The sequence below is a fragment of the Synechococcus sp. R70.1 genome (assembly GCF_047461675.1).
In the GTDB taxonomy this organism is placed as follows: Bacteria; Cyanobacteriota; Cyanobacteriia; order Thermostichales; family Thermostichaceae; genus Thermostichus.
Genome location: NZ_JANSHR010000041.1, coordinates 1 through 16,487, shown reverse-complemented (window position 1 = coordinate 16,487; position 16,487 = coordinate 1). Strand labels below are relative to the sequence as shown.

Sequence of the window (16,487 nt, the reverse complement as noted above, 5' to 3'; positions counted from 1 at the left end):
CACAAAAGCAGCCGGTCGCGCAGGTAGGTGAGGTAAGAGTGGATGCCCAGCTCCCAGGTGTCGCGGAAGGCTTTGATCTGCTCCGGCTCTGAGGTCAAATCCTCGTCCTCGCCGTCTTTGACGTCGCGCTTATTCACAAAGGGCTGGAAGTTGGAGCCGTACTTGATGCCGTAGGGCGGGTCAAAGTAGATCATCTGCACCTTGCCGGCCATTCCCTCCTTTTCCAAGAGCGAGTTCATCACCAAGAGCGAATCGCCGGCAATTAGGCGGTTCGTCCAGCCATGCTTGTGCTGGTAAAATTCGATGGCCTGGCGCAGGGGCTCCTTGCGTTCTTCCTCAAACAACCCCAGTTGTACCGGGCCAGCTTGGTCGTTTTTCTTGCGCACAGCCTCGATGATGGTGCGCGGGTCAATCCGCTCGTGGACGTGGAGCGAAACCGTGGGCACCTCGAACGAAGTGTGCTCGGCCTTGCCAGCCCAGACAAGCTGCGGATCCAGGTGCGGGTCGTAGGCGTAGGTCTTCTTCTTCTGCCCCGCGTCCCGGTCGTTCTCAGGCGTCACCAGTCCCACAGGCGGGTTGTTGAGCCGCTGTTTGTCCCGGTGCTCGTAGGATTCGATTGAGCGTTGGGTGTTGGTCTTCTTGCCTGCCATCCAGTCCTGCCTGTTGGTTGCGTCGTGGGCTTACTAGGAAGGCTAGCTTGAGACCAAACCGCTCTGAAAGACCTACAAGAGGCTAACAAACACTCCTACTTGTGGGTAGCGCAGCGTCTGTCGGGTTTCTGCTCTCTTCCTGCTAAGGTCTACGGCCCGCTAGCGCCCCTCTCCAGAGGCATGCCGTTGTTAGCCCCTGAATCACAAACTCAAAAATTCTGCTAAGGGGAGCTAGCCCCGCCCCCGATCCTGTTCCCGTATCCCCTTTCCGTTTATTTGCCTAATAGGCGGGTCAAAGCTGTTTCCATGTCGGGGACTGGGAAGCGAACCCAGTCGGGATCCTGAGGCTTTGAGTGTCCACAGCTACCTCCCCTCCCTCAGAATCAACAGCAAAGTACCAGCAATGACCGTAACAGCAGCGCTGGCGATGAGCGTGTTGGCGCGGTTGGCGGTGTCTTTGGCGAACTCGAAGAAGCGCTCATCCCACCGTCGCACCTCATCCCTCAGTTCTTGCCGGGTGGCAGCGAGGTCTGAGCGGATCTTTTGCAGCTCCTTATCAAGCCGCTCCACCGCTGCCAAAACGTCGGCCAGAGTTGGCTGTTGGTTGTTGCTCTCACTCTTAGCTGAGTCCACCTACCAAAACTGAGCCAGGCCGGCTTCTATTTGCTTCCAGGGGACAAGGACTAGCCACTCCCCGCTGAAGGGATCCTGCAGCAGCACTACCTCTTCCGGATCTAGCCCCAGCTTGCGGGCTTCCTCCTGCTGCAGCCGCAAACACTCTTCTGCGTCTTCGCGGCTGGCGTGGCGAATGTCGTGGTAGTTGGGCGGCTCAATCTTGCCAGCTACCAGATCCTCTATCCAGCGCTCAAAGTCTTCAACTGAGTCGAAGTGCATATTGGCTACTACGCGCAAGTGGACGGACTTGACTGGGTGGAGGCTAGGCGGCCATCGCGCTCAGCCTGTTTGATACAGGTGCTCATCGGAGGGGAGAGGCTAGCTGGATTCTAGCCTGCCACTGGGAAGAGGCCATTCGCTTAGGCCTTAACCCGGACAGGGTGGTAGTGAAAGTCACTGCCGCGCAAGGGCTTATGATCCCACCCTCGCCAAAGCGCTGCTAGATCAGCTCGCTCACCGGGAAGCGATCCAGCATTTTTTGGGCTTCGCGGGCATTTTCCCGCAACTCCGCTGGCAAATGAGGAATGTGGGGGATCTGAGAGAGCAAATCCAAGGTGCGGCGAATCAGGCGCACAATATCCCCAGCATCCAGGTTGGTGCTGGCCTCCAGCTTTTCCCAGGGGATCCCTTGGGCCCAGTGTTCCACGATCCCGGCCAGATCGGGCTCAAACCCAATTGGCACATGAAACACCTGGTGTTGACGTTGGCTGCGGAACAGTTGCCGCCGCAGGCCTCGCAAGCCATGCAGCACATCCTCAACTAGCCCAGAAGTCCGCAGCCGGCTGTAGGTACCTGAACGGGGAGGCTCGGCCACCAGAGCAGCAATGACCCCAGCCAAGTGATGGGGGGCACAGCCCAGACATTCGCCAGAGAGCAGAGCTAGACCCAGCCAGAGCTCGTTATCCCCTCGCAGAGCAGCCACCACCTCCCCACTAACTGTTGGCTGATACCCTTGCAGACAGTCGAACTCCTGCAGCACGCCCACCAGGGCCATAAATTGCTGCCAGCGCAACTCCTGCACAGACTCACTCTGGCGCTCCAAGTGCTGGAGGCGCTTGAGCAGACGCTGGCGCTTTTCCTGTAAACCCAGCAGCTTTTTCCCGACCCTGTGGGCAGGGTTGGCGCGGATGCGGGCTTCTAGGGCGCGGATTTTCTCCTCTTGGGCTTGGATGTGGGGAAAGGCCAATAGGCGCAGGGTGGGATCCGGTTCTGCTTCCTGCTGTTTGAGCAGATAGCGCAAAAGGCGCCGCTCTTCCCGCCGTTGCGCCTGCATTTTCTCGTAGCGGGCGATATCTTCGTCGGAAATCCCCACCAGGAGGCGGTCAATTTCCTCCAGCTCGGCGCGAGTGCGCTGGAGCTCCTGTTGTTCGGGCAACCTTTGCAGCGAGAGCAAATACTGGCCAAAGCTGCGGTTGATGAGATCCCGGGCCGCCTCCAGAGAGTGCTTCTGCAGCAAGTTCAGCACCATGCCATAGGTGGGGGTAAACTGGCTCACCAGGGGATCCGCTCCTGCCGTGGCCAGCCGCGCTGCCTCCTGCGCCCCCTCAAAGGGAGATTGCAAGGTCACCACATGCCCAATCACATCTTTGCCCCGCCGTCCAGCCCGCCCTGACATTTGCATAAACTCAGAGGCAGTTAGAAGGCGATGGCCGTTGTCGGTGCGCTTGGAGAGGGAGGAAATCACCGTCGTGCGGGCGGGCATGTTGATCCCGGCAGCCAGCGTCTCGGTGGCAAAAACTAGCTTCACCAGCCCCTGCTGAAACAGGTGCTCGACCAGACCCTTCCAGGCGGGCAACAGGCCGGCATGGTGGGCGGCAATGCCCCGGTAGAGGGCATCCAGTTGATCCCGGCGCACTGCCTCTGGCATTTCCTGGCAGAAACGGTCGATCTGCTCGGCCAACTGCCGCCGCTCTTCTTCAGAGCTAATTAAGTCCAAGTTTCCCAAACTGGCCACCGCCAGGTCACAGCCCTTGCGGCTGAAGATGAAATAGATGGCCGGCAGCATATCCCGTCGGCGCAGGTTTTCCACCACCTGGGCCATATCCGGTACTTCTCCGTAGGGAGCCTGGCCTGACTTGGAGGGCTTGCTTCTCAGGCGGCGATTGCAAACCCACTGGCCTGACTCGGTTTGCTCCAGCAGGGGGAACAGCCCTTTGCGATTGGCAAAGTGAAATTGCAGCGGCACTGGGCGATGGCTGGAATCGACCAGTCGCGTGGGGCCATGCACCTGGTTCATCCAGTCGGTAAGCTGGTCGCTGTTGGCCAGGGTGGCCGAGAGGGCAACAAGCTGGATGTGGGCAGGGCAGTAGATAATTGCCTCTTCCCAGACAGTGCCCCGCTGTTGGTCGTTCATGTAGTGGCATTCGTCCAGGATCACCGCCTGCACGTCCCGCAAGGGATCCCGGCTCAGAGCCTCCGCCTCTTCCCACGCATCCCTCTCGCTGCCGTAGGGCCCGCGCTGGACAGCCAGAGAGAGCGGCGTGCCGTAGAGCATATTGCGGAAGATCTCGGTGGTCATCACCAAGATCGGCGCTTCCCGGTTGATGGAGATGTCGCCGGTGAGGAGGCCAACCCGCTCCGGGCCGAATTGTTGGCTGAAATCGCGAAACTTTTGGTTGGAAAGAGCCTTCAGAGGGGTTGTGTAGAAAACCCGCTTGCCTTGGGACAAGGCCCGGTGGATGGCATACTCTCCAATCAGGGTCTTGCCGGATCCCGTAGGCGCGCAGACCACCACCGATTCCCCCGCGGCCAGAGCCTGAATCGCTTGGATCTGAAACTCATCCAGCTCAAAAGGGAAAAGCCTGCGCAACTCGTCCAGCAAGTCGGTCGCCGGAGAGAGAAGCAAGTTCATGGGATCTGAAAAATCAAAAACAACCTAAAAGCTAGCCACCTTGCTGCTGCTTGTGTGCTATACCTCCCAGGATACAAGCTTGACTTGGGTGTTGGCTCCGGGTTGCGGGCCCTGAAGCCTGGGCAATGCTAAAATGGGGTGCCGTTGCCGGGTGCCATCGTGCTGGTTGTTATCGACAACTACGACAGCTTCACCTACAACCTGGTGCAATACCTGGGGGAGCTAGGCGCAGGGGTACGAGTTTTTCGCAATGACGAGATTTCAGTGGCCCAGCTGCGCCAGATGCGTCCCCAGGCGGTTGTCATTTCTCCAGGGCCAGGACGGCCCGAAGATGCCGGCATCTCGCTGGAGTTGATCCGCGAGCTGGGGCCGGAGCTGCCGATTTTGGGCGTCTGTCTGGGTCACCAGTGCATTGGACAGGTCTACGGCGGTCGGATCGTGCGCGCACCTGAGCTGATGCACGGCAAGACTTCCCTCATCTATCATCGAGGGGTGGGAGTGTTTGAGGGGCTGAGCCAGCCTTTTGTTGCAACCCGCTACCACAGCTTGGTGATTGAGGCTTCCACCTGTCCTGACGAACTAGAGGTGACGGCCCAAACTCAGGACGGCATCATTATGGGGATCCGCCACCGCCGCTATCTTCATGTGCAGGGCGTGCAGTTCCACCCGGAGAGCATTTTGACCGCGGAGGGCAAACGCCTGCTGAGCAACTTCCTGCGCTTGGCCCAGATCCCTACCTCGGGATTGCTCCAGCCGGCGGCTGCCGGGGTTGTGTCAAGGATCCCCACCCGATGAAGCGTCGCCAACTTTTGCAAGCCAGCGCCAGCTTGCTGGGATCCCTTGCCGCAGGGGGTCAATGGGCAAGGGCGCAAACTGATCCTTCTCCACGGGGATCTCTGGAGCCTACCCCTGGCTCCAGCGCCCAGGGCCTGCAGCTGACCTGGCTGCACCACAGTTGCGTTTTGTTTGAGGGGGAGGGCAAGCGCTTTCTGGTTAACCCCTTTCGGCCAGCCGGTTGTACAGCCGGCTACCCTCCTCCCCGCGTTGCTGCCGATCTGGTGCTCCTCAGCAGCCGCCTTTTGGACGAGGGAGCTTTGGACGTGGTGCCCGGCAACCCCAAAGTGCTGTTTCAGCCAGGCGACTACCTCATCGACGGGATCCGCGTGCAGGGGGTGCGCATGCCGCGGGGCCCCCGCTTTGGCCTCAACGTAGGCTGGCGCTGGCGCATGGGCGGGATCGACATTGTCCACCTGGGAGGGGCACTGCAGCCCATTGGCCGGGAGCAGTCCATCTTGCTCTCTCGCCCTGACCTGTTGTTGGTGCCGGTGGGAGGTGGGCCGAAGAATTACGATCCCAAGGCAGCCAAGGCAGCCATCGAAGCGCTGCAGCCCAAGTTGGTCATCCCCACCATGTATCGCACCGCCGCCGCCGAGGAGTCCCAATGCGAGCTGTTGCCTCTGGAGGCGTTTTTGCGCCTATTTCCCCCCGCTGCCGCGCAACCTGCCCTCAGCAACCCATTGCTACTTTCGGCTCAAGCCCTGCCCAGGCAAGGGATGGCCATCCTGTACTTTGAGCAGTAAGGCCACGCAGCGCAGGCGATGGGCTGTGAGCGTTGGCCTGGGAGTTTTACCACCCCAACACCCAGGCAAAGATTAAAGGCGCCACGATGGTGGCATCCGACTCGATGACGAACTTGGGTGTGTCGACCCCCAACTTGCCCCAGGTGATCTTCTCGTTGGGCGCCGCCCCCGAGTAGGAGCCGTAGCTGGTGGTAGAGTCGCTGATCTGGCAGAAATAGCCCCACAGGGGGATCCCCTTGCGGCCTAGGTCTTGGTGCAGCATGGGCACTACACAGATGGGAAAATCTCCGGCAATGCCACCGCCAATCTGGAAGAAGCCGACGGAGCACTCCGCTGAGGTGCGTGTGTACCAATCGGCCAGGTGGATCATGTACTCAATGCCCGTGCGGACGGTGTGGACATTGCGGATCTCACCGGTGATGCAGTGGGCAGCGTACATGTTGCCGGTGGTGGAGTCCTCCCAGCCCGGCACGTAGAGGGGCAAGTCAGCCTCCATGGCCGCGTAAACCCAGGAATCCCGGGGATTAATTTGGTAGTAGGGCTCCAGCCTGCCGCTGCGCAGGATGCGGTAGATGAACTCGTGCGGGAAGTAGCGCTCCCCCGCCTGGTCGGCAGCTATCCACTCTTCCAGCAGAGCTTTTTCCAGGCGCCGCATCGCCTCCTCTTCCGGGATGCAAGTATCCGTTACCCGGTTCATGTGCCGCTCCAGCAGCTCCTGCTCCTGCTGCGGGCTGAGATCCCGGTAGTTGGGCACCCGCTCGTAGAAGTCGTGGGCAATGAGGTTAAAGATGTCTTCCTCAAGGTTGGCGCCAGTGCAGGAGATGGCGTGCACCTTGCCCTGCCGAATCATCTCCGCCAGGGAAAGGCCTAGCTCCGCCGTGCTCATGGCACCCGCCAAGGTCACCATCATCTTGCCGCCCTTTTCCAAGTGGGCAGAGTAGCCCTTGGCCGCTTCTACCAGGGCGGCGGCGTTGAAGTGGCGAAAGTGATGCTCGATAAATTGGCTGACAGGGCCGCGGGTCACGGTTTGAGTTTCCGGCAATCTGGATTTGCTTTTGCAAAGCACAATCTCTAATTTTACCAACTCTTGCTGCCGGTGAAACGGTGCGTCGGCAACACCACTGCGAGCAACCTCCCCAGGCGTCACTTCTCCGCGAGCCGACGGAAGAGGCATAGTTCTTTGCACTTGGGCTCGGGATTCTTTGCGGAAGATTTAGCCTTCTCTCAGCCCTGGTCGGAACCCATGTCAGAATGGTGGCGACAGTGTTCTCCAGGGTTGCTATTGGATCCATGCCTCCTGTCAGCACTGCCGAGCCGGCTGAGCCGGTTGCCGCAACTGCTGAGGCCGCTTCTCCAGAGCCAGTGCCTCCTGCCCCGGCCACCTCAGAGCCAGCCCAAGTGGAATCTCCCCTGGGATCCCTGCGGCGCTGGTGGGCGCGCTGGAAATACAAGCTGCGCCTGGAGACCCAGTTGCTCTTTGTGGCCACGCTGGTGGTCTCGCTGGTGGTGAGCAGCTTCACCTTCTGGGCCGTCAGCACCGTGCAGCAAGATGCCCGCTTTAACGAGGCCCGCTTTGGCCGGGATCTAGGGTTGCTATTGGCAGCCAATGTTGCTCCCCTCATTGCTGAAGAGCGCCTTGGTGAAGTGGCCCAACTGTCGCGGCAATACTTTGAGAGCACCAGCAGCATCCGCTATTTGCTCTACGCCGACCCCGAGGGGAACATCTACTACGGGATCCCGTTTTCCAACCAGGAGGTGAAAACCTCTCTCAGCCTTGCCCGTCGCATGCAACTGCCGGGCAACCGTCCGCCTGCTGAGGGCCAGCCCCTGGTGCGCGCCCACCTCACCCCTGCCGGGCGGGTGACGGACATTTTTGTTGGCATCTACCATCAGGGCCGCTTTTTGGGCACCCTGGCCCTGGGCATCAACCCCAACCCTGCCCTGGTGCGCTCTACGCAACTGGCGCGCGAGGTCTCGATTGGGGTGTTTTTGGCGGTGTGGGTTCTGGCCATCCTGGGAGCCGTGGTCAACGCTCTCACCATCACCTACCCCATCAAGGAGCTGGTCAAAGGCGTCCAGGAAATCACCAAGGGTAACTTCAAACAGCGCATCGACCTGCCCTTTGGGGGGGAGCTGGCCCAACTCATCGACAGCTTTAACAAGATGGCAGAGCGGCTGCAGAGCTACGAGGAGCAGAACATCGAGGAACTGGCTGCTGCCAAGGCTAAGCTGGAGACGCTGGTGTTTTCCATCGTCGATGCGGCCATCTTGCTGGATGCCGAGTTTCGGGTCCTGCTGCTCAACCCAGCTGCCTCGCGCATGTTTGGCTGGGAAGGCGAGCCTGTCCTGGGCAAACCCTTGCTGGAGCTCTTGCCCGAGGATCTGCGGCAGCAACTGGCCCGCCCGCTCACGCAAATTGCCCGCGGGGATCAAGAGGCAGAGGAAATTCGCGTCAACCTCACCAGCCCTACCAAGCGGGTTATCCGCATCCTGCTTTCGCCAGTGTCCGACCCGCGGCGGCAAAACCTCAAGGGGATTGTCATCACCGTGCAGGATATTACCCGCGAGGCAGAGCTCAACGAGGCCAAAGCCCAGTTCATCAGCAACATCAGCCACGAACTGCGCACTCCTCTATTTAGCATCAAGTCCTTCATCGAGACCCTCTACGAGTATGGCGAGCAAATGTCGCCGCAGGAGCGGCTGGACTACCTGGAAATTGCCAACCGCGAAACAGATCGCCTCACTCGTTTGGTCAATGACGTATTGGATTTGTCGCGCCTAGAGTCGGGCAAGCAGTATCACTTTGAGGCTGTTGACATCTCCGCCGTTATCGAGCAAACCCTGCGCACCCATCACCTGCAAGCCCGCGACAAGGGGATCCTGCTGCGCCAGTTTCTCGATCCGGATCTGCCGCCGGTGTGGGGCAACTACGATCTCCTCTTGCAGGTCATGACCAACCTCTTGAGCAATGCCATCAAGTTCACCCCCTCCGGAGGCACAGTGACGGTGCATGCCCACCTGGTGGTTCGGCCGGATGGAGCCCCACAGGCAGTGCGGGTGGCGGTGGCCGACACTGGCATTGGCATCGCCCCGGAGGATCAGGAGCGGATTTTCGAGCGCTTTTTCCGAGTGGAGAACCGGGTACATACCCTGGAGGGCACTGGCCTGGGCCTAGCCATCGTGCGCAACATCCTGGAGAAGCACCGAACCCGCATCTGCCTAGAAAGCAAGCTGGAACAGGGCTCCACCTTTTGGTTTGACCTGCACCTGTACACTGAGGAGGGCCCCTTGGAGTTTGAGGACCAGCCAGCCGAGACGGATCCCCCCAGTTGCCGCTGGCGGCAGTGACCTTGAGGAGCAAAAGGCTGGGGTTGGGATGTTCTACACTGGAGAAAGTTTTAACTAGACGGTTTTGCCATGCCGCCGCGCTGGCCCCGCAAACCCTCCCGTCGGGATCCCGAGTTTCGCAAGCTGGATGACCGCTACACCTACGCAACTCATCTGGCTGTTTTTCTCTGCAGCGCCTCGGGGCTAGTGTTTTTCCAACAGCTGTATCGGGCCGATTGGCCGTGGCTGCTACCTCTACTAGGCTGGTGGGGCCTAGGCTTGGGGATCCACAGCTTTTGGCTCTTTTTTGTGGCCCGCTACCCCGACGACCCAAGCTTTCGGGATCCCGCCAACGAAGACTCTGCAAGTTAGCTAGAGGCGGAGCGCTGCCGTTGTTGCCGCCGCGAAAGCAGGGGAGAGAGGTCGCTCTCGTCGTAGATCTCCCCCACCAGCTCCTCCAAGATGTCCTCCAGCGTGATGAGGCCACTGGTGCCGCCAAATTCATCCACCACAATCCCCAGGTGTTGGCGGGAGCGCAGCATCTCTTTAAGCAGTAGGCTGACGCGCTTGGTCTCGGGGACAAAAAAGGGCGGCGACATCGCCTTGGTTACCTCGACATTGCCTTCTTGCTCCAGGTGGCGCAGGGCCTGCTTGAGGTGGATGACGCCCACAATCTCGTCTTTGGATTCTCCTTGGACGGGGATGCGGGAGTAGCCTGTCTCCAGGCAGAGTTTCACCACATCCTGCAGCGTTTTATCGTGGGAGATGGTTTCCATTTTTACTCTAGGCTTGGCCACATCCCGGGCCCGCAGCCCATCTAAAGCTAGGGCACCGCGGAACAGGCGCCGCTTCTGCCAGTCCAGCAGCCCCCGCTGCCCCAACACATCAATCAACAGTTCCAAATCCTTGAGAGAAGTAGTGGACGTCAAGGGAGAAAGCTCCAGGAGATGAAAAAGTCTGCCAACAAGCCACTCAAAGGCATGGGTCAAAGGGCGCAGCAGCACCGCTAGGGCATAGACAGGCCGCACCACCCAGCGGAAAACTGCCAGCGGATGGCTGACCGCCAAGGACTTGGGAGCCACTTCGCCTATCAAGAGCACCAGGATCGTGGTGGGCAGGGTGGCAACCAAGCCCCCCAGCGGGGATCCCAGCAGCTCGATGGAGATGGTTGTAGCCAGGGCAGCAATGCCAATGTTGACAAAGTTGTTCACCAGCAGCAAGCTCGTGATGAGCTGTGACCGCTGCTGTTGAACCAGCCGGTAGAACCCCTGCGGATCCCCCTTGTCCTCGATGAGGGACTCCAGGCGCAGGTTGTCCATGGCGGTAATGGCTGTCTCCGCACCGGAGCAAAACGCTGAGACAAGGAGTAAAACGGCAAGGAGAAGCAGACTACCCATAGCGTTCCCGACTACCCAGAGCCGGAGAGAAGGCGTTTGCGTTGGGGAGGCACTTCCTTTATCCCGCTACCTCACTTCGCGGCTTAGCCTTTTGCATCGGGCTGATCTGAGCCGGCCTTCTCCAAAAGCTGCCGGTACAACGTCACAATTTTGTTCTCCACCTCGGCCTGGCTTAGGTGATCCGTATCGATCAAAATGGCATCGGGAGCAGGCCGCAAGGGCGCAATCTGACGCTCACTGTCGTAGCGATCCCGCTGCTCGAGCTGGGCTTTTAGTTCTTCCAAGGACACTACCTGCCCTTGCGCCTGCAGCTGATGTTGCCGACGCTGCGCCCGCTCTCCCAGCGAGGCCGTTAAGAAGACTTTTAGCTCAGCATCGGGAAAGACATGGGTACCAATATCGCGTCCTTCCAGAACGGCCCCTCCATCTCGACCTAGGAGGCGCTGCTGCTTCACCAACTCCTGTCGCACCCCTGGCACTGCCGCCACTTGGGAAACCCAGCGGGTTACTTCAGGAGAGCGAATGGCCTGGGTAATTTCTTGGCCATTGGCCCAGATGCGGGTTGGTTCGTCAGGCGAGGGGCCGCTTTGCAGCCTCAGTTGAGTTTGGGCAGCCAGTTGGGTGAGCTGCTCGGCGTCGTCCAACGGGATCCCCCGTTGCAGGGCTAGCCAGGTAATAGCCCGATACATGGCCCCTGTGTCCAAGTACAGCAGCTGCAGCTGAGCGGCCACCGCTCGGGCTACACTGGACTTACCCGCTCCTGCAGGGCCGTCGATGGCAATCAGGGGACGGCGCCCTCTCTTTGGAGAAGGCAGCACAGCCCCCTCTTCCTTCTGAGGCGGCAAATCGCTTTTCTCCCTTGCCAAAAGTAAGTTGTCGATGAGGCGCGTTTGCCCGACGTAGGCTGCAATAGCTAGGAGCCCCTTGTCTTTTACTTCCGAGAGGGGTTGGAGGGTTTGCGGATCCACCAGCTCTAGGTATTGCAGGCGCAGCTCAGGGGTGTGCTCCAGCTCGGCACGCGCCGCCGCCAGGATCCCTTCAGCAGAGGAATCTCCGGCCTGCCAGTGCTCATAGCCCCGGCGCAAAGCGCGGTAGAGGCCCGCTGCCACCTGCCGTTCCTCTGCCGAGAGGTAGCGGTTGCGGGAACTGTAGGCCAGGCCGTCGGCCTCTCGAACGGTGGGGCAGGGGACAATGGTGGTGGGAATCTTCAGGTCTTGAACCAGCCGCTGGATGATGGCCAGTTGCTGGGCATCCTTTTGGCCAAAGTAAGCCCGCTGGGGCTGGACCAGGTTTAGCAGTTGTACCACAATGGTGGCTACCCCGCGGAAGTGACCTGGCCGGTGGGGAGCGCAGAGGGTTTGCAAGAGGGAGGGCGGGGGATCGACCCAAGTGCGATCTCTAGCAGATGCCGGGTCCGCTCCCATTTCTTGCAGGTCGGGGGCAAAAACCACATCCACGCCTGCGGCTTCACACAGAGCTCGATCTCCCTCCTCATCGCGGGGGTAGCGCTCCCAGTCCTCATTGGGGCCAAATTGCAGCGGGTTGACGAAAATACTGACCACCGTGTGGTCACACTCCTGGCGGCAGCGGCGAATCAAGCTGAGATGCCCCTCGTGCAGGGATCCCATCGTTGGCACCAAGCCAATGGTGGATCCCCGCCACTTGGCCACCTGCTCCCGCAACGCCGCCACCGTGCGCAGCCACTGCATGGCTTTGCCGCCTCACCCCCTTGGCCAGTTTCCTGGCTGCAGGCCAGGGCCAGTTGGCTGGACTGCCTGCCTTTACAGACCCATCTTATTGCTGCGCTGATACTGCCGGTAGGCCGACACAAACAAGCCTGCTAGGGTAACCAGAACCATCCCCAAGACGATCCCCAGCAAAATGGGCTCGATCACAAACCCCACCTCCTACTCCAAACCTAGATCATGATAAGCCATGCTCCAAAAACTGCCGAGCTGGCTTGTAGGTACCCGCTGGCCTTTGACTGCCGTGGCGTGTAGGCTGAGGATCCGCCGGCCATGATGGCCTCTAACTCTTCTTGCTCTCCCAGCTTGAAGGAGCGCCTGTCTAACCTGGAAGGACACCTACGTCCTTTGGCAGAAAAGGCTGTGCCTCTGCTGGTGGCAGACTCGGATCCGCTGCAGGTGTGGGCTTTGGTTTTGGCCTGCCAGCGCTTGGGGATCCCCCTCTTCTTGGCCAATCCCCGCTGGGGAGAACGAGAGTGGAGCCAGGCTTTGGCTGGCCTGGGATCCGCTTGGCGCTGGCGGCAAGGGCAGTTGCAGGGGGATCCCACCTCCTCCACCTCCCCTCTGGGGCACTGGCAGCGGATCTTGCCCAGCGCTGATTGGCCAGTGATTGGGATCCCTACTGGTGGCTCCAGCGGCCAGGTGAGATGGGCGGTGCACTCCTGGCGTACCCTCAGCGCCTCCGCCAGAGCCCACCAACAGCACTTCGGCGTGGAGTGTGTCCATAGCTATTGCATGCTGCCCTTGTACCACGTCAGCGGCCTCATGCAGGCCGTTCGCTCCTGGCTGAGCAACGGGCAGTGGGTTGTCTGGGATTGGAAACGCCAGCAGCAAGCCGAGGCCTGGGATCCGCCTTTGCCGGGTAGCTTCCTGTCCCTGGTGCCCACCCAGTTGCAACGGCTGCTACTGGATGCCCGGCCGAGAGTGCTGGAAAGCCTGCGCCAATTCCAGGCCATTTTGGTTGGCGGCGGCCCTACCTGGCCCAGCTTGCGACAACAGGCCCGGCAGTTGTACCTGCCCCTGGCCCTCACCTACGGCATGACCGAAACCGCCTCCCAGGTATGTACGCTGCTGCCGCAAGCCTTCTTGCAAGGGAGCGACAGCTTGGGTCGACCCCTACCCCATGCCCGCCTGGAGATCCGGGGCGAAGCCGGGGATCCCCTACCCGTCCAGACAGCGGGCTCTATCCACGTCTGGGCCGAATCCCTGGCCCTCGGCTACTACCCCTTGGCGGGGGAGGCTGAGGGCCTGGGCAAGTGGCAACAGCAGGGTTTTGCCCCTGGGGATTGGGGCTACCTCGACTCCCAAGGTCACCTCCACTGGCTGGGCCGCGCCGACGACCTAATCCTAACAGGAGGGGAAAAAGTGATGGCGGCTGAGGTGGAAGGGGAAATCCGCGCCAGCGGCTGGGTGGAAGATGTCTGTGTGCTGGGCCTGCCTGACCAGGAGTGGGGACAGCAGCTGGTGGCCGTGGCTGTGCCCAAGGTTGGGATCCCTCTGACCGCCGACGAGCTGGAGGAACACCTAAAGCGGCACCTCGCGCAACAACTAAGCCCCTTCAAACACCCCAAGCGGTGGCTATGGTGTAGCGGGATCCCGCGCAACGCCCAAGGCAAGGTCAACCGCCAACAACTCCGGCAGTGGGCAGCTCAGACGTTGGGGATCCCAACGCAGGCAAGTTAGCGGGATCCCTCCCGAATGCCCAGACGGGCTAAATCTCGCTTGATTTCAAAGGCCAATTCTCGGTTGTGCGGCTCCGTGGCCAAAGCTTTTCTCAAGTAGGCTTCCGCCTGCTGATAGCGCCCCTCGTAGATCAAATGGTTGCCGAAGCGCTGGTAGGCCAACGCCAAGATGTGGATGGCCTCGCTGGAGTTGGGAAACCGTTTCAGCAGCGCCTCCGCCTGGGCCACCGCCGTGGGCAACTTCCGCTCCCGCCAGGCTGCCTTGACGCGGGCAATCCCCTCCTTGAGCCCTTCCGGATTGGGCTGCTCTGCCGATGAGGGGCCTATGCTGCGAATGACCACCCGCCTTTCGCCGGCAGCAGGAGAGCTGGGTGGAGATTGACGTTGTGCAGATTGACGTTGTGCATCGTAGCGCCGCCGCTGCTCAGGGTCGCTCAGCACTTGGTAGGCTTGGAGGATTTGTTGGAAACGCTCTCGGGATCCCTCCCCTGCCACATCAGGGTGAAACTGCCGCGCCAACCGTCGAAACGCCTGTTTAATCTCTTCAATGTCCGCTGCAGGAGATAGGTTCAGGATCGCGTAGTAATCCATAAACGGTGGCGCAACTAAGGGATCGGGAAAAGACCTGGCCAAAAACCAGCTCTAGTCTATCGCTGCGGCCCCGGCTTGACCAAGGGATCCCACCAAGCGCTTGGTTCTCCCGCTTCCCTCAGCAGCAGGGATCCAGTGTTAGACTTTGCCCAAGTTGTTTGGAGCCTCCATTCCGGCCTATCGAGGATCCCTTCCTGTTGCCCAACTTCATTGCAACTTGGCTTTTTTATTTCTATCTGTTATGAGTGAAGCGCTTCATCAAGCTCTTGCCAATCGAGATCTAAAACAATTATTGGCCCATTTGCAGCGGGGGGAAGATGTGAATGCTGTCGATGCTCAGGGAATGACTTTGCTTCATAAAGCGACACTCCTTGGCGATTTGGAACTGTTGGATTTGCTCTTGGCCCATGGCGCTTCTGTCCACGCTCTGGATCCTACAGGGGCAACTCCACTCCATTTGGCTGCCGCCAGCGGCCAGGTGGAAGTGGTGGAGCGGCTTCTGAAAGCAGGCAGCGATATCAACTTGCCAGACCGCCATGGGTACACTCCTCTGCATCGGGCTGTCTTGGCCGATCGAGCAGAAGTCATCAGCCTGCTGATCCAACAAGGAGCAGACGTCTGTAGGGTTCTTCACTGGGCTGTGGCCACGGGTCGGAAAAGTGCTCTGGCCCGCCTACTTTCTAAAGGAGCCCCTGTGGATGCAGTCGACGAAGCAGGGCGAACCCCTTTACACGAGGCAGCGGCCCAAGGACATCTAGGTATTGCTCGCTTTCTGATCCTGTACGGGGCTAACGTCAATGCCCGCAGCCGCTTTGGAGCAACGCCCCTGCACTGGGCTGCCTGGGGAGGACATGTCCCGATGCTGGAGCTTTTGCTGGAGCATGGGGCCGAACTAAACCCTCGCAATCAGGATGGATACACTCCCTTAGCCTATGCGCAAAAACGCCAGCACAGGCTAGCTGTCCAGTGGCTACAGGAACGAGGTGCAACTCTCTGAACTTCTCCCACCCCCCAATCCCCTCAAAAAACCCTGCCCCTGTTAACAGCCTAGAACCTCGACCAGGAGGGAAAGGGATCCCTTGGCTGGTTCCGCCGGTGCGGGATCCCCTGCTTCGCCCAAGACAAGAGAGGAAGACGAACACCCAACTGGGTGACAGCATAGCACTATTGAGATTAAATTGCAATATCTTACCCAGCTAGCTGGGGGTCTCCTTGATAAAGACTTGCATCAGCACGGGAGGTTCTGGTAGAGTTCCTGCCTAGAGGGTAGTTGGCAAAGATTTGCAGCTAGATCTCCGCCGGAGAAGAGGCTTAGAGTGGCAGGTATGGAAGGGCAGCAAGTTCAGGCAGACGTATGGTGTCGGCCCTTGGGACAACTGGCGCCTCAGTGGTGGCTGGGATGGAGTCCTGAGCAGGGCTTTCGGCTCTACCGCAAAGAGTTTCTGCCTTCTCCTTGTGCTTTGCGGATTAGCTACCGAGAGCAAGACGGCTGGCTGGATGTGTATCTGGGGGAAGCCGAGCAGCATCCCCAGCGGCGGTGCAGCCTCTTAGAGGCAACAGCGCGGGTGGCTTTGCACTACTTGCCAGAGGATTTGCCCCAGGTTCGCCTTCTTCAGTGCCCGCATGAGCGCATTCCTCTGCGGCTTTGGCAGCGGCTAACGCAGCAGCATAGCTGAGAACAGTTCAGAATTTGGGTAGCTCCGCGGGCTCTCCTCTAGTCCTTGATTCACTAGACATCAGCCACTTTGTGGCATGACCAACCTCCTGCCTTGACGGAGATGGGCTGAGCTAGTAGGCTTGCGAGTACATCTTTTCTGGGAGGCACTTTGCCTAGGCTAAAGTTGGCTCCGTCTTTAGCCGGTGTGCCTTATGGGGGCAAGGAGCACCTACCTGCAGCAAGGCCTACGGCCCGCTATCGCGATCGCGGGGAAGTGACGCCTGTGGAGATCCCTCTGGCGGGGTGGTAGGGGTGGACTCTGCCACTAGCTA

15 protein-coding genes and 1 pseudogene are annotated in these 16,487 nt (G+C 60.0%); 7 read left to right on the top strand and 9 right to left on the bottom strand.

What is annotated here, in order from left to right:
* From NW807_RS06015 to NW807_RS06000, 4 genes and pseudogenes are all read right to left on the bottom strand, one after another.
* A pseudogene (locus NW807_RS06015) lies at positions 1-650 on the bottom strand (site-specific DNA-methyltransferase); the annotation flags it as partial.
* Between the two features lie 363 nt (positions 651-1,013).
* Entirely contained in the window at positions 1,014-1,283 is a 270-nt protein-coding gene (locus NW807_RS06010; RefSeq protein ID WP_414425556.1) for a hypothetical protein, read from the bottom strand.
* Positions 1,284-1,544 carry a hypothetical protein gene (locus NW807_RS06005; protein WP_414396333.1) on the bottom strand — a complete coding sequence of 87 codons (261 nt, stop codon included), beginning with the start codon at positions 1,542-1,544 and terminating at the stop codon, positions 1,284-1,286.
* A 220-nt stretch (positions 1,545-1,764) separates the two neighbouring features.
* Entirely contained in the window at positions 1,765-4,176 is a 2,412-nt protein-coding gene (locus NW807_RS06000) for a DEAD/DEAH box helicase (RefSeq protein WP_414406113.1), read from the bottom strand.
* A 159-nt stretch (positions 4,177-4,335) separates the two neighbouring features.
* Here NW807_RS06000 and NW807_RS05995 point away from each other — a divergent pair, with 159 nt between their 5' ends.
* Both NW807_RS05995 and NW807_RS05990 read left to right on the top strand, forming a co-directional pair.
* Positions 4,336-4,971: an anthranilate synthase component II gene (locus NW807_RS05995; protein WP_099813308.1), complete on the top strand. Its 636-nt coding sequence runs from the start codon at positions 4,336-4,338 to the stop codon at positions 4,969-4,971.
* Positions 4,968-5,756, top strand: coding sequence for an MBL fold metallo-hydrolase (locus NW807_RS05990; protein WP_414425555.1), 789 nt, complete (start codon positions 4,968-4,970; stop codon positions 5,754-5,756). Before NW807_RS05995 ends, NW807_RS05990 begins: the two co-directional genes overlap by 4 nt.
* Positions 5,757-5,802: 46 nt before the next feature.
* Here the strand turns inward: NW807_RS05990 and NW807_RS05985 are convergent, their stop codons facing one another.
* Positions 5,803-6,798, bottom strand: a complete 996-nt coding sequence (locus tag NW807_RS05985) for a deoxyhypusine synthase family protein (protein ID WP_414406114.1) — start codon at positions 6,796-6,798, stop codon at positions 5,803-5,805.
* 248 nt (positions 6,799-7,046) lie between these two features.
* Here NW807_RS05985 and NW807_RS05980 point away from each other — a divergent pair, with 248 nt between their 5' ends.
* Together NW807_RS05980 and NW807_RS05975 are read left to right on the top strand one after the other, a co-directional pair.
* A complete protein-coding gene (locus NW807_RS05980; RefSeq protein WP_414406115.1) occupies positions 7,047-9,104 on the top strand; it encodes an ATP-binding protein in 2,058 nt (685 codons plus the stop codon).
* 69 nt (positions 9,105-9,173) lie between these two features.
* Positions 9,174-9,455 (top strand): 2TM domain-containing protein, encoded by a 282-nt coding sequence (locus NW807_RS05975; protein ID WP_414396344.1) that lies wholly within the window; start codon positions 9,174-9,176, stop codon positions 9,453-9,455.
* Here the strand turns inward: NW807_RS05975 and NW807_RS05970 are convergent.
* The 3 genes from NW807_RS05970 to petG form a co-directional block, all read right to left on the bottom strand.
* A complete protein-coding gene (locus tag NW807_RS05970; protein WP_414406117.1) occupies positions 9,452-10,480 on the bottom strand; it encodes a hemolysin family protein in 1,029 nt (342 codons plus the stop codon). The genes NW807_RS05975 and NW807_RS05970 overlap by 4 nt on opposite strands.
* A gap of 83 nt (positions 10,481-10,563) precedes the next feature.
* Entirely contained in the window at positions 10,564-12,189 is a 1,626-nt protein-coding gene (locus NW807_RS05965; protein ID WP_414425554.1) for a bifunctional pantoate--beta-alanine ligase/(d)CMP kinase, read from the bottom strand.
* Between the two features lie 72 nt (positions 12,190-12,261).
* Positions 12,262-12,375 carry a cytochrome b6-f complex subunit V gene (gene petG / locus NW807_RS05960; protein WP_414361271.1) on the bottom strand — a complete coding sequence of 38 codons (114 nt, stop codon included), beginning with the start codon at positions 12,373-12,375 and terminating at the stop codon, positions 12,262-12,264.
* 123 nt (positions 12,376-12,498) lie between these two features.
* Here petG and NW807_RS05955 point away from each other — a divergent pair, with 123 nt between their 5' ends.
* Positions 12,499-13,908 carry a 2-succinylbenzoate--CoA ligase gene (locus tag NW807_RS05955; protein WP_414425553.1) on the top strand — a complete coding sequence of 470 codons (1,410 nt, stop codon included), beginning with the start codon at positions 12,499-12,501 and terminating at the stop codon, positions 13,906-13,908.
* On the opposite strand, the gene NW807_RS05950 is transcribed toward NW807_RS05955, so the two are convergent.
* Positions 13,905-14,498, bottom strand: a complete 594-nt coding sequence (locus NW807_RS05950; RefSeq protein ID WP_414396353.1) for a DnaJ domain-containing protein — start codon at positions 14,496-14,498, stop codon at positions 13,905-13,907. The genes NW807_RS05955 and NW807_RS05950 overlap by 4 nt on opposite strands.
* 241 nt (positions 14,499-14,739) lie before the next feature.
* On the opposite strand from NW807_RS05950, the gene NW807_RS05945 reads away from it, so the two are divergent.
* Together NW807_RS05945 and NW807_RS05940 are read left to right on the top strand one after the other, a co-directional pair.
* Complete coding sequence (locus tag NW807_RS05945; protein ID WP_414412047.1) at positions 14,740-15,495, top strand: ankyrin repeat domain-containing protein; 756 nt, start codon at positions 14,740-14,742, stop codon at positions 15,493-15,495.
* A gap of 328 nt (positions 15,496-15,823) precedes the next feature.
* Complete coding sequence (locus tag NW807_RS05940; RefSeq protein WP_414396358.1) at positions 15,824-16,174, top strand: hypothetical protein; 351 nt, start codon at positions 15,824-15,826, stop codon at positions 16,172-16,174.
* The last annotated feature ends 313 nt before the right edge of the window (positions 16,175-16,487 follow it).